The sequence below is a fragment of the Phascolarctobacterium faecium DSM 14760 genome (assembly GCF_003269275.1).
Taxonomy (GTDB): domain Bacteria; phylum Bacillota; class Negativicutes; order Acidaminococcales; family Acidaminococcaceae; genus Phascolarctobacterium; species Phascolarctobacterium faecium.
Window position 1 is genome coordinate 263,955 of record NZ_QLTS01000001.1, and the last position, 12,470, is coordinate 276,424.

Below are 12,470 nucleotides of genomic sequence, written 5' to 3' on the forward strand. Positions count from 1 at the left end.
TCTTACAGTTTTAAAGCTAAAATAATCTGCTAAGATAAATAAAAAGGAGGTATACTATGAAAAATCCTAACGGTTACGGCGGCATCAGCAAACTGCCCGGCAACCGCCGCAAACCCTATCGTGTACGACTGACAGCAGGCTGGCAGTATCAAACAGATGGCAAACCACTGCAAAAATATCACACACTTGGTTACTATACCAGCAGACGCGCTGCCCTAATCGCACTTGCCGACTACAACAAACGCCCTTACGACTTAAATCTGCAGCATATCACTTTAGGCGAGCTTTACAACCAGTGGTATGACAAACATACCGTCCGCCTTTCACGTTCCTCACGCTGCAGTTTTACGGCAGCCTGGAAAAAATGTACTGATATTGCCAACGAACCAATCAAAAAAGTAAAAAAAGCACAAATGCAGGCAGTCCTGGATAATAATCATCACCTTTCCCCCAGTGTGCAAACGCGCTTAAAAACTATTTTCAACGGTATTTTTCGTCTCGCACTTGAAAATGATCTTATCAACGTAGACTATTCGCGTTATCTGGAAAAGAACGCTACTGCCAAACAAACATCCCGAAGTATTTTTACTCACAGTGAAATCAAATGTTTATGGAAAAATCTTGAACTGACACTGCCGCTTGCTGACGGCAGCCGCCATCATTACAATGACGTCAGGCTGGTCGATACGGTACTGATCATGCTTTACAGCGGTATACGCATCGGCGAGCTGCTGGAAATACAAACGGCACATATCGACCTCAAAAAGCAGATTATTGACCTGCACGGTACTAAAACAAAAGCAGCACACCGTATCCTGCCACTGCATAAAGATATCGTGCCGCTTGTCGCCGCCCGTATGCACGGTAAATATCTGATCGAAACAGAAAATGGACAGCCAATAATCTACGATACCTACAAAAAACGTTTTTTTGACCTGTTAATGTCAACATTAAAAATGCAGCATAAGCCCCATGACTGCCGCCATACCTTTATCAGCGGTATGGACTCCTGCGGGATCAGCGCCGGCAGCGTTATTTTAAAACGCATAGTTGGTCACGCCAATGCCGATGTCACCGAAAGCTACACTCACAAAAATATCCGGCAGCTTTTAACTGCAATCAACAAACTAAAATATTGATTTGTGTCTTACCAGAGTCTTACAAAACGTTATAAATTTAATAAATAACCCCTGCGTTTAATAAACGCTCAGACTGCTGATACTAACTTAATGGAAATTATTAATCCTCTTGAATTTTACTAAAAACAGAAAAGGTTTCACTTTGGTGGAATTGGTAGTAGTAATCGCCATTATCGGTATCCTTGCCGGCATTGCTGTACCGCGCTTTTTGGATGCTACAGCATCTGCCCGTGGCTCTAAAATCATAGCAGACATGCGCACTATTCAGGCCGCAGAAATGATTTATTATGCTAAAAATGCTAAATATCCAGCAGCGCAAAATGATTTAAATTCTTTGGTGCAAGGTAGTTGGCCTGTTCCTCCTACCGGAAAATTTATTATTGCTCAGGTTCTTAAATCAAAGTCAACATCTCCTACTGAAGGTACTGTATCAGACACAGGCGCATATCTTTATACTCCTGATACTGCTCAAGGAGGAACAGTAACTTTAACAAATGCAACTATCAGTGCTGGCGGTGTAAGCGGTGATTTAACTTTAAATAAGCTTTTAGGTGGTACCGAAACTACAACTACTCCAGAAACTGGCAATTAATTTATAAATAAATTTAAAAGAGTCAGCTAATGCTGGCTCTTTTAAATTACGTTGGAGGTAATCATGTTTAAAAATAATAAAGGTTTTACTTTAGTCGAATTAGTCGTAGTTATTGCAATAATCGGTATTTTAGCGGGTATCGCAATTCCTATGTATACTGATGCTACAGCAACTGCAAGAGGCGCACGCATAGTTGCCGATATGGCTACTATTCAAGAAGCATACACCGCCTATCTGGTCAAAAATGGTGGAGCACAGAAAGTAACAGGATTGCCTACCAGTGAAATCTATGATGATATCCTTCCAATGTTAGTCGAGCAAGGTTATCTAGATTTTATTCCAATTCCTCCGATCGGAAATGCTATCTTTGTTAATGCAGACGAATATTATCGTGAATTACCAGTTCCTTCTGGAGCTTATTATACATTTATTAACCATTCTGATATATCTACCTCTGATGTTTTAGTTGCTATAGAATTAGGTTGGGGTCCACAGCCTATTAACAGATTTACAAACAAATATTAAACTTATAAAAACAAGTCTTAAAGATAAGGGGGTGTTTTATTTGACAAACACCGTTAACAAGCGCATACTTAACAGGTTGCCTTCAAACCACAGCTTGTGCGGCAAGGCTTCAAAAAACAGGACAAGACGCTGAGCAACGTGTAAAATAATTCGACTGATGGCAAACTAAAGCGGCGACGTTATAAAATCCTATGCAACGGCAATAAACAAGCATTGTGCAACGGTGAGCCTTAGCCAGATAAAAAACGCTTTTAAGCGGTAGTGCGCCTGCAAGCAGACATTATTACACTCAGCCAGCCGGGAATCCCTTGTTTTTTATATCCAAAATATAAAAAATTGAGGTGCTGTCCATGAACAATGGCTTCTTTAAGATTTATCGCGAACTTTGGGATAAACCTATCTGGAAACAATCTACTCCGATTCAAAAAACTGTTCTTCTTACTTTGCTGTCTATGGTCAACTTCGCTCCCGCCGAATGGGAATGGCAGGGGCAAAAGTTCAGCGTGCAGCTAGGACAGACTATTACCAGCTTACAGCATATTGCCGAACGTTGTGGCAAAGGTGTCAACGCAGGTAATGTTAGGGGAGCTTTAGACCGATTTGTAAAACTTGGTTTTTTGGCAAACGAATCTACAAAGACCGGACGCCTGCTGACTGTCGTGAATTGGGGCGCTTACCAGTACCTTGATGACGAACGGTGCACAGCTGACTGCAAAGACCTTACAAAGGCAATGCAAAGCGACTGCAAAGGCTCTGCATCTAATAAGAAGAATAAGAAAGAAGAGAAAGATAAGAAAAATAATTTTTATCAAAACTCTTCTTTTACTTCCTTTTCCCAACAAGCCAAACCCGTACTTTCTGCTGGTGCAGCACAAATCCGTGCTTTAGCGCAGGGAGGCTGCCATGAATAATCAGGTCACGCTGCAGGATGCAGCCAAGATCATTGATCGTTTGGGCCGTTATTTCCCTATGCTGGTAAGAAACGGCAGCGAAGTCGTAAACGACTGGTATCCGTTTATTGCGCAGTTTCCGCTAGATGTGGCGCAGGCTGCGGCGATGTATGTTATTGAAAACACCGCCTTTGATCCGCCTAAGCCTGCTGTTTTTGTGCAGGCGGCCAGAATGTTGCTGCAACATCAAACCGGACAGCGTGAACTGACTGCCGCAGAAGCATGGCACGCAGCTTGCAGGCAGCTGAACCCTTATAAAAAACCTCATTACGAAAACGAACTTGTTTCTCAGGCAGTACACGACATCGGTTATCTGAATCTCTGTACTGCTGAACACGATATGTTTTCCCGTTTTGAGCATGTCTATAACATTTTGCTGCAGCGTGAAAAAGATGAGTTTAAGATCGAAAGTACTCTTGCCAGTATCGGCCTGTATCAAAGTAATATCGCAAAAATCGAAGCCAAATGAAATAATCCCCGTTGACGCATAGCGTCAGCGGGGATTATTCTTTAAAGCTTGTTTTATTAAATTTCAGGTATTTTTAAAATCGTTTATAATTTACCAATTTCCTAAAATATACTGTTCGATAAAAATTGAGTATGGAACACCGCTAGTGCCAGTACCTAATCCATTAATAAAAGATACTGTTATTTTTCTCTTATTTTCACTGCTGCCTACACCACTGCTTGCTTTCTCTATGCCGTATGAACAATTATTTAGTGCTATTCTATTACCGCTAACTGCATAGTAATAATCGCCTTGAGGAGCTGTTGGCACTGCATATAAAAAACCTTTATCAACAATGTCTTTAAAAACTTTTGCACCGTTAGCTTTTTGATCATCCGTAAGGCCATCAATGGTATTACCTGCTGCCATATATTGTTCAACAGCGCTCTGCAAAGTACGCATATCGGCCGCCGCTCTGGCGGTTCTGGTTTTAGCCTGCGAATCAAGAAAATGAGGAATCGCAAGTCCTGCCAATATCCCAATAACAGCAATGACTATCACAAGTTCAACTAAAGTGAAACCTTTATTATATTTGCACATAACTTCTCCTTCTAGTATTAAAATAAATAGGCAGATAGGCTGTAATTTCCTATCTGCCTATTTGAAATTAGTTATTTTTTCTAGTCATTAAAGTTTTTAAATCTATATTTGTGCCAGCGTTAATGGTAACAGTTTTAGGAGTAACACCATTATTCGGTGTTACGGTATAAGATGTTACAGCAGCTTTGATTTCACCAGCTTGATTAGTTTCAGCCACTTTAAAAGCACCAATCGGTGGAATCGGTTCAACTGCTAAATATCCATTATCTACTAATTCTTTCATAGTAGCAAATTGACCTTTTTCTGCATAATACATAGATTCTGCACTTTCGATAGTTCGCAAATCAGCAACTAATCTTGAACCACGAGCATTAGTTGTAGCATCCATAAACCGTGGAATCGCCAACCCTGCTAAAATACCTAAAATGGCAATTACTACTACCAATTCCACCAAAGTGAAACCTTTTCTGTTTTTAGTAATCAGTTAGTTTGTTCAGAAGTAAATATATTTATAATAAAAATACTTATGTATTAGCGTCATTAGGGATCTTTTACCTTGTAGTTTAATTTAATGCACAACTTATAATTTGCTAATTAATAGAGAAGCTGTTTAGTGTGATCTTTATTTAAGTGAAAAATAACATTTTAAAAATACCTGAAATTTTATAAAATTGGTCAAAAAAACGACTGACAAATGTCAGTCGTTTTTAAACATTGAAAATTATTATTAACTTTCAGGTGTAGTAACCTGTTGATCTCCACCTAAAAGAACCGTTAACGTATAACTTGAGCCGTCAACACCTGTAAGACCAGTAGCACCTGTTAATGTAATTGTTCCCGAAGCACCATCTTTTCCTGCAGTATAAGTATATGCCGCACCATCACCAGCAACACCTTCTGTAGTACCGCCACCTTTTTTTAATACTTGGGCGATAATAAATTTACCAGTTGGAACACCAGGCCAGTTACCTTGGACTAAATCAGCAAAATCATTTTGTGCAGTTGGGTATTTAGCATTTTTGGCATAATAAATCATTTCTGCCGATTGGATGGTACGCATGTCAGCTACGATTTTTGCGCCGCGGGCAGATGCAGTAGCATCAAGAAAACGCGGAACTGCGATACCGGCAAGGATACCGATAATGGCGATTACTACTACCAGTTCCACCAAAGTGAAACCTTTTTGGTTTTTAATAAAATTTTTCATTGGATTTCATCCCTTCTTAATATAGCGTTGCTACCATTATTTGCATAATAATATAGCCGCTATTTTATTTATATTTTAATAATAACTCTTTTTTAAACTTTTATCAAGTATTTTTATCATAAAACTTTTATTTTATTTATAAGCTCCCTACTTTTGTAACTATTTCAAACATCGGCAGTAAAAGAGCTACTGCCAGCGTACCGATAATGACGCCTAAAATAACTATCAGGATCGGGTCCATGGTAGTCTGCAGTCTTCCGATAGTATCATCTACCTCGGCGCCGTAGAAGTCGGCGACCTTATCAAGCATGGTATCCAGAGCGCCGGTTTCTTCGCCAATATTTACTAAGCTGATAACGATTGGCGGAAACATACCGCTGGCTTCCATAGGATCTGCCAAAGTACGGCCTCGCCTTAAGCTGCCGCGGGCCTGATTAAGTACTCTTTCAGCCTGCAGACTTCCTGTAGCCTTGCTGACAATGGTCATAGCGTTTAAGATCGGCACGCCGCTGCGTGACAAGCTGGCAAAAGTACGGGCAAAACGGGTAATGATGATTTTGTTATATAAGTCTCCGAAAATAGGTACTTTCAAATAAACACCATCACGCCACAGGCGAAAACTTTCTTTAGTACCGGCCCATTTATAAAGCAGGAACAGGCCGATCAGTGCGGCAATAACCAAATACCAGTAATGGCCAAGGAAATTGCTGATGCCGATAACGACACGGGTGACAAATGGAAGTTCGATTTTAAGCTGTTCAAACAAGCCGACAAAAACCGGCATAACGAACATCATAATAATAGCAACCACAATAGCAGCTACCGATAAAACTATTGCCGGATAAATCATAGCTGATTTAAATTTGGCATTCATTCGATAATCTTTTTCAAACTGTGCTGCCAAACGATCCATAACGATTTCTAAAATACCGCCGGCCTCGCCTGCTGCTACCATGTTAGTCATCAGCTCGGGAAAGACTTTAGGGAACTCGGCCATAGCTGCCGACAATGCTTTACCTTCACGGACACTGGTAGTTATCTGCCCTAAAACAGTACGCAGACGCTCTTTAGCAGATTGCTGAGTTAGTATCTCCAGCCCTGTTAAAAGCGGTACACCGGCTCCCAGCAGAGTTGCAAACTGGCGGGCAAAAATCGAGATGTCATAAAGATTGATACTTTCCTCAAAAAGTACTCCCGAAAACAGCCCTTTCTTTTTAGAAGCTTCAATGCCAGCCACATACATGTCCTGTTTACGGATAAAGGCGGCTACGGCAGCTTCGTTAGGGGCGTTGACTGTGCCATAAACTACAGCACCATCACGTTTACGTGCTTTATATTTAAATTGCTCCAAACTGCGGTTCCTCCTTTAGCCTTATAGTCCATGCATATAGCGTTCTAATGATAATGGGTCATAACAGCGTTCTTCCGCTATACTGCGGTCGATCTTATTTTTACGTACCAGCTGCGCCAGATAGGCATCCATACAAATCATCCCGAATTTGGAACCAGTCTGGATATATGACGGTATCTGATGTGTTTTGCCTTCGCGGATCAAGTTCCGCAGCGCCGGTGTGGCAACTAATATTTCAAAAGCAGCCAGACGTCCGGTTTGTTCGCGATTCATCAGCAGTTGCTGGGCAACGATGCCCTGCAGGTTGCCAGCCAGCTGAATGCGAATCTGCTGCTGCTGGTGTTCGGGAAAGACGTCGATGATACGATTCACTGTCGATGCCGCATCCTGAGTATGCAGAGTTGCCAAAACAAGATGTCCGGTTTCGGCAGCAGTGATAGCGGTGGCGATAGTTTCAGTATCACGCATCTCGCCTACCAGAATAACGTCAGGATCTTCACGTAATGCTGCCCTAAGGCCATTGGCAAAGCTTTTGGTATCACTGCCGACTTCGCGCTGGTTGATAATGCTGTTGATATGGTTATGCTTATATTCGATCGGATCTTCCAGAGTGATGACATGATCTTTGCGGTGTTTGTTGATTTTATTGATAACAGCCGCCAGTGTCGTTGATTTACCGCTGCCTGTAGGCCCTGTCACCAATACCAGACCACGCGGCAGCATGGCAAGGTCGCTGATAACGTCAGGCAGGCGCAGGTCCTCAAAGCTGGGTATATTATTGGAAATCAAACGCAGCGCTGCTGCCACACAATTACTCTGCTTAAAAACATTAACACGGAAACGGCATACATTTTCAATTTCATAAGAAAAATCAGCTTCGCCGTTATCAAGAAACTGCGTGCGGCGCCGATCGTCCATCAGTTCCATGGCCATATTATAGGTATCCTCACGGCGCAGAGGTTCTTCACCCGCCTGCCGCAGCACGCCATTGACACGGAACATTGGCGGCAAGCCTACCGTTAAATGGATATCCGAAGCGTTGACATCAAAAGCGTCACGCATTAACTCTTTGATCACTTTGTCATCTCCTTACGCATACGCTACGCGCAGCAATTCTGAAGCAGTTGTCTCTCCATCCAATACTTTGCGGATACCGTCTTCTTTCATAGAAGTAACGCCATAAGAACGTCCGGCAGCAAAAATTTCCGTATCTGGAGCATTTTTCAAAATCAGTTCCTTCATTTCAGGAATGATAGGCAGAACTTCATGGATCGCCATACGTCCGGCATAACCGGTAAAATTACATTTACCGCAGCCGGCACCTTTATAGAGTTTTACTTCTTCATCAAGTGCAATACCCATATAGGCCCTTTCTGCCGCGTCAGGAGCATAGGTTTCTTTGCAATGCGGACAGATACGGCGCACCAGCCGTTGAGCTACGACACCTCGCAAAGCGGAAGCTACAAGGAAAGGTTCTACACCCATATCGATCAGTCGCGTGATCGCGCCTGCAGCATCGTTGGTATGCAGGGTACTGAAAACCAAATGACCTGTCAATGCGGCGTGAATGCTGATACGAGCCGTTTCAACGTCACGAATCTCACCGACCATGATTATATTCGGGTCTTGACGCAAAATACTGCGTAGTCCGTTGGCAAAGGTAAGGCCCGCTTTATTATTGACAGCTACCTGATTGACGCCTTCAATACGATATTCGACCGGATCTTCAACAGTAATGATGTTTTTATTAGGATTGTTGATATTGGTGAGCGTAGAGTACAGAGTTGTCGATTTGCCGCTGCCGGTAGGACCTGTGACAAGTACGATGCCATAGGAAGAGTTGAACAGACTGCTATACAGCTCCATATTCTTCGCTGTGAAAGCCAGATCATTGATATCAATAGAAGCCGCCGTTTTATCAAGAATACGCATAACGACCTTTTCACCTAAAATAGTCGGCAAAGTCGAAATACGCAGATCAATATCACGTCCACCCTGTTCAATATTTATACGACCATCCTGCGGCAGACGTTTTTCGGCAATATCCATTTCCGCCATGATCTTGATACGCGAAATAATAGCGCTGTGACTGTTTTTCGGAAGTGTTACCGCATTACGTAAAACGCCGTCAACACGAAAACGCACCCTCGTATCATCCTCCTGGGGTTCGATATGGATATCACTGGCCTTATCTCGGACAGCCTGCTCAATGACGGAGTTGACGATTTTTATTATCGGCGCGTCCTCACTGCTGTCTTCAACTCTGCGAATGACAGGAGCAAAAGAATCTTCTTTCAATTTGTTGAGGCTGCCGCCTACGCGGCCGCTGACACCATAAAAATTATTAATGGCGTTAATGATATCCTGCTGTTCGGACAACACGATAGAAATGTCACAGCCACTGACCATGCGCACATCATCAATCGCATAGAAATTTGTCGGATCATTCATCGCTATCGTCAGACGGTTGCCATCTTTTTTCAGCGGTACTAAAGTGTAGCGCTCTGCCAGAAAGATTGGTACTGCCGCAACAGCTTCCGGCATAATTTCGATATCACTCAAAAACATATATGGTATGGAAAGCTGTTTTTCTAAAGTTTTAAGCATTTTACGCTCAGTCAAAAAATTCAGACTGATCAGAGTCTCACCAAGTCTTTTGCCATTTGTTTTTTGTTCAGCCAAGGCTTGATCCAGCTGGGACTGCGTTATTTCTCCCGAGGTAACAAGAATCTCGCCCAAGCGTCTTTTCTGAGTTGCCACGTTGTTCTCCTCCATTTTAAATATTGCCAATAACACGGTTATCTTAGTTTTTTTATTGCTTTCAAAACAAATAATACCCCTATATTATTTTATATTTAATTATACTACGCTATGTATTCTAAAACAAACTTATTTTAATAAAAAGAATAAGAATATTTATTTGCTTTTTTTCATCTTGTGGTATAATAAGTATATTAAGATTTTATAATTATCAGTTTAATTTATATTGGAGGAATTATTATGCGAAAACAGCAAGAGAAAACTGATCGTTTGTCACTTATCATTCTGGCAGCCTTCCTGGTTTTGAGCACCTCGCATTTCATGTGCCGCTTTGATGCCAGTGGTTATATAGAAGGCCTGTTCGAAAAAGCATGGGCCGGACAAGTACAGTCAGAAGCTCAGGTTCAGCCTGCTGCAGCAGTTGTACCTGCCGCAGATGCTTTAGCTGCGGCACCAAAAGTACAAACTATAGCCCGTAATCCTTTTATGGCTCCGGCAGCAATGCTCAACAAGCCAACTGTGCATCCCGGTGCAGTTATCGGAGGCGGTGCACCTGTTTATGCAGCTCAGCCTGTTTTACGCGGCATCATCAATAACGGAGTCAAACAGCTGGCCATTATCGAATTTAACAACACCAGTAATTATTACAAAGATGGTCAAAGCTTCGGCGATTATACTGTTGCCGCTATCGGCATCGATTCTGTTGACCTGAGCCATCCGCAAAATCCGCTTCATTTGACCCTAGGGAGGAATAACTAATGCATTCTTGGAAAAAATCGCTGCGAAGCACTACTCTCGCCGCACTTTTGGCCTTCAGCAGCACTACTGTTGCTTTGGCCGCACCTAACGTTACCTTAAATGTGCACGACGGCGAAGTTCGCGATGTTTTGACTGCTATTTCCGCTCTTTCGGATGCCAGTATCGTTACTGACGAATCTGTTAAAGGTAAAATTACTATTGCCTTAGATAATGTGCCGTTCAACACTGCTATCAAGCTTATCACCAGTGCCAAAGGACTGGCATATCGCATGGTCGACGGCGTTATTTTGGTTTCCACCCAGGAAAATCTGAACAAGTTCAACGGCAGTGTCAATGTTTTTAAGCTGAATTATGCCAAAGCAGAAGATGTTAAAAATGCTTTGAATGATATTCTGGAAAGTGAAAAGAAAATCAGTATCGACCCTATCACCAATTCTATTCTGTTCAGCGGCAGCAGCACAGATGAAGAGCGTGTACGCTCGGCAATCAAAGCGATGGACGTTGCTACCAAACAGATCACTTTGGAAGCCAAGATCATTTCTATCAACAAAGAAGACAGTAAAAACCTGGGCATCAACTGGAATTGGGATAAGATACCACAGAACAGTGAGGACAGCAATAATAGCAGCAATAACGATGATGATGAAGATTTCGGCGGCGTAGTTCACTTTGGCGCCAGCTATGAATTCCGTTTTAATGCGACACTCAACGCACTGTTTGCTAATGGCAAGGCCAAAATTTTAGCGACTCCGCGAATCATCACCGTTCCCGGTAAAGAAGCAAGTATCTTTATCGGTGACCATATTCCTGTTTTGACTGAGAAAATCGAAAACGGTATTACCGTCAACACTACCGAATATGTAGATGCCGGTATCAAGCTCACCTATACTCCGCTCGTCAGCGAAGACGATATGATCACCTCAGCCGTACATACCGAAGTCAGCACGCCGACACTGGTTTCTGAAATCAAAAATTATAAGATCACCAGCCGTACTGCCGATACTTATGTAAGAATGCGCAATGGTGAAACACTGATCATCGGCGGCCTGATCAATGAAGAAGAGCAGAAAAATATTCAGAAGATCCCCTTCCTCTCCAATATTCCTATTTTAGGTGAACTGTTCAAAAACCGCAGTACAACTAAAAATAAAACTGAGGTTATGATGATCCTGACGCCGCATATTACAGAAGCAGGCGCGTCCCCGGCTATTTATGATACTCAGTCCCTGGAAAATGAATTTAAGGATTTCGATGATAACAGATTCCTGAAAGATATCAAAAAATCCGAGCGTTCTCAGGCTGAAGCTAAAATCAAAGCCCAGCAGAAAGAACTGGCAAAGGAAATGAAGGAACTGCAAAAAGAGTTTGGCGACGATAAGGCCAAGGCTCCGCAGTCAGGTTCGATGCGTGACCGCGTCAACCAAATCTTAAACGAAGATAAATAAAAAGTAAGAGCTATCGCAGTAAAAGCGATAGCTCTTTTTGTCTGTCTTCTTATATATTTTTATACCTGTCAGCTATTGTTTTGAATTTACGTACCTCTGCTTCAATATCATCTGCTGCCAAAATCCCGCTGACAATAGCTGCGCCGTTGGCACCGGTTTGCAGTACCTGTTCAAAATTGGTGCTGTTGACGCCTCCGATACCGACAAGAGGTGCCGTAACAGCCTGTCTGATACTTTGCAGTCCGTCAAGACCTAAATAACCGGCATCATTTTTGGTAGTGGTGCCAAACACCGCACCGCAGCCCAAATAGTCAGCACCATCCGCAAGCGCTTGCCTGGCTTCTTCAGGGTTATGAGCCGATGCGCCAATAACTGCCTGCTCGCCTAACAGCCTGCGCACTACAGTAACCGGCAAATCGCTTTGCCCCACGTGCACACCGTCTGCCTGAACAGCCAACGCGATATCAAGCCTGTCGTTGATCAGCAGAGGTACATGATAAACAGCACACATTTTTTTCAGCAGCAGCGCCCGTTCAAGCAGCACACGACTGTCAGCATTTTTATCGCGATATTGCAGCAGGGTCACGCCGCCTTTAAGTGCGGCTTCAATGCAGGCAGCGAAATCACGTCCCTGCAAAAATCCGGTATCTGTTACCAAATATACACTGTAATCTATTTTCAGCTTCATTTTCTC

At 42.7% G+C, this 12,470-nt stretch carries 14 protein-coding genes; 7 read left to right on the forward strand and 7 right to left on the reverse strand.

Annotated elements, in window-relative coordinates:
• Positions 1–56: 56 nt before the first annotated feature.
• The 5 genes from C8D73_RS01250 (at position 57) to C8D73_RS01270 (ending at position 3,675) form a co-directional block, all read left to right on the forward strand.
• Positions 57–1,139: a tyrosine-type recombinase/integrase gene (locus C8D73_RS01250; RefSeq protein WP_113077066.1), complete on the forward strand. Its 1,083-nt coding sequence runs from the start codon at positions 57–59 to the stop codon at positions 1,137–1,139.
• Between the two features lie 145 nt (positions 1,140–1,284).
• Entirely contained in the window at positions 1,285–1,731 is a 447-nt protein-coding gene (locus C8D73_RS01255; RefSeq protein ID WP_211305757.1) for a hypothetical protein, read from the forward strand.
• 63 nt (positions 1,732–1,794) lie between these two features.
• Positions 1,795–2,256, forward strand: coding sequence for a type II secretion system protein (locus C8D73_RS11400; RefSeq protein ID WP_113077068.1), 462 nt, complete (start codon positions 1,795–1,797; stop codon positions 2,254–2,256).
• 350 nt (positions 2,257–2,606) lie between these two features.
• Entirely contained in the window at positions 2,607–3,167 is a 561-nt protein-coding gene (locus C8D73_RS01265) for a hypothetical protein (RefSeq protein WP_113077069.1), read from the forward strand.
• Entirely contained in the window at positions 3,160–3,675 is a 516-nt protein-coding gene (locus C8D73_RS01270) for a hypothetical protein (protein ID WP_113077070.1), read from the forward strand. Before C8D73_RS01265 ends, C8D73_RS01270 begins: the two co-directional genes overlap by 8 nt.
• Positions 3,676–3,765: 90 nt before the next feature.
• Here the strand turns inward: C8D73_RS01270 and C8D73_RS01275 are convergent, their stop codons facing one another.
• The 6 genes from C8D73_RS01275 to gspE form a co-directional block, all read right to left on the reverse strand.
• On the reverse strand, positions 3,766–4,254 hold the full coding sequence (locus C8D73_RS01275; protein WP_113077071.1) for a type IV pilin protein: 489 nt from the start codon (positions 4,252–4,254) through the stop codon (positions 3,766–3,768).
• A 67-nt stretch (positions 4,255–4,321) separates the two neighbouring features.
• Positions 4,322–4,705, reverse strand: coding sequence for a type IV pilin protein (locus C8D73_RS01280; protein WP_211305758.1), 384 nt, complete (start codon positions 4,703–4,705; stop codon positions 4,322–4,324).
• Between the two features lie 276 nt (positions 4,706–4,981).
• Complete coding sequence (locus C8D73_RS01285) at positions 4,982–5,461, reverse strand: prepilin-type N-terminal cleavage/methylation domain-containing protein (RefSeq protein ID WP_113077073.1); 480 nt, start codon at positions 5,459–5,461, stop codon at positions 4,982–4,984.
• Positions 5,462–5,597: 136 nt separating this feature from the next.
• A complete protein-coding gene (locus C8D73_RS01290) occupies positions 5,598–6,812 on the reverse strand; it encodes a type II secretion system F family protein (protein WP_113077074.1) in 1,215 nt (404 codons plus the stop codon).
• Positions 6,813–6,833: 21 nt separating this feature from the next.
• Complete coding sequence (locus C8D73_RS01295) at positions 6,834–7,889, reverse strand: type IV pilus twitching motility protein PilT (RefSeq protein ID WP_231997876.1); 1,056 nt, start codon at positions 7,887–7,889, stop codon at positions 6,834–6,836.
• 12 nt (positions 7,890–7,901) lie between these two features.
• On the reverse strand, positions 7,902–9,572 hold the full coding sequence (gene gspE, locus C8D73_RS01300) for a type II secretion system ATPase GspE (protein WP_021718325.1): 1,671 nt from the start codon (positions 9,570–9,572) through the stop codon (positions 7,902–7,904).
• A 240-nt stretch (positions 9,573–9,812) separates the two neighbouring features.
• On the opposite strand from gspE, the gene C8D73_RS01305 reads away from it, so the two are divergent.
• Together C8D73_RS01305 and C8D73_RS01310 are read left to right on the forward strand one after the other, a co-directional pair.
• Positions 9,813–10,331 (forward strand): hypothetical protein, encoded by a 519-nt coding sequence (locus C8D73_RS01305; protein WP_113077075.1) that lies wholly within the window; start codon positions 9,813–9,815, stop codon positions 10,329–10,331.
• Positions 10,331–11,776 (forward strand): secretin N-terminal domain-containing protein, encoded by a 1,446-nt coding sequence (locus C8D73_RS01310; protein ID WP_113077076.1) that lies wholly within the window; start codon positions 10,331–10,333, stop codon positions 11,774–11,776. Before C8D73_RS01305 ends, C8D73_RS01310 begins: the two co-directional genes overlap by 1 nt.
• A gap of 49 nt (positions 11,777–11,825) precedes the next feature.
• Here the strand turns inward: C8D73_RS01310 and thiE are convergent, their stop codons facing one another.
• Positions 11,826–12,464 carry a thiamine phosphate synthase gene (gene thiE / locus C8D73_RS01315; RefSeq protein ID WP_113077358.1) on the reverse strand — a complete coding sequence of 213 codons (639 nt, stop codon included), beginning with the start codon at positions 12,462–12,464 and terminating at the stop codon, positions 11,826–11,828.
• Between the last annotated feature and the right edge of the window lie 6 nt (positions 12,465–12,470).

Excerpts from the sequence above, each read along its gene's own strand:
- C8D73_RS01250 (WP_113077066.1), top strand. The coding sequence starts at position 57 with ATGAAAAATCCTAACGGTTACGGCGGCATCAGCAAACTGCCCGGCAAC.
- C8D73_RS11400 (WP_113077068.1), top strand. The coding sequence starts at position 1,795 with ATGTTTAAAAATAATAAAGGTTTTACTTTAGTCGAATTAGTCGTAGTT.
- C8D73_RS01265 (WP_113077069.1), top strand. The coding sequence starts at position 2,607 with ATGAACAATGGCTTCTTTAAGATTTATCGCGAACTTTGGGATAAACCT.
- C8D73_RS01270 (WP_113077070.1), top strand. The coding sequence starts at position 3,160 with ATGAATAATCAGGTCACGCTGCAGGATGCAGCCAAGATCATTGATCGT.
- C8D73_RS01275 (WP_113077071.1), bottom strand. The coding sequence starts at position 4,254 with ATGTGCAAATATAATAAAGGTTTCACTTTAGTTGAACTTGTGATAGTC.
- C8D73_RS01285 (WP_113077073.1), bottom strand. The coding sequence starts at position 5,461 with ATGAAAAATTTTATTAAAAACCAAAAAGGTTTCACTTTGGTGGAACTG.
- C8D73_RS01305 (WP_113077075.1), top strand. The coding sequence starts at position 9,813 with ATGCGAAAACAGCAAGAGAAAACTGATCGTTTGTCACTTATCATTCTG.
- C8D73_RS01310 (WP_113077076.1), top strand. The coding sequence starts at position 10,331 with ATGCATTCTTGGAAAAAATCGCTGCGAAGCACTACTCTCGCCGCACTT.
- thiE (WP_113077358.1), bottom strand. The coding sequence starts at position 12,464 with ATGAAGCTGAAAATAGATTACAGTGTATATTTGGTAACAGATACCGGA.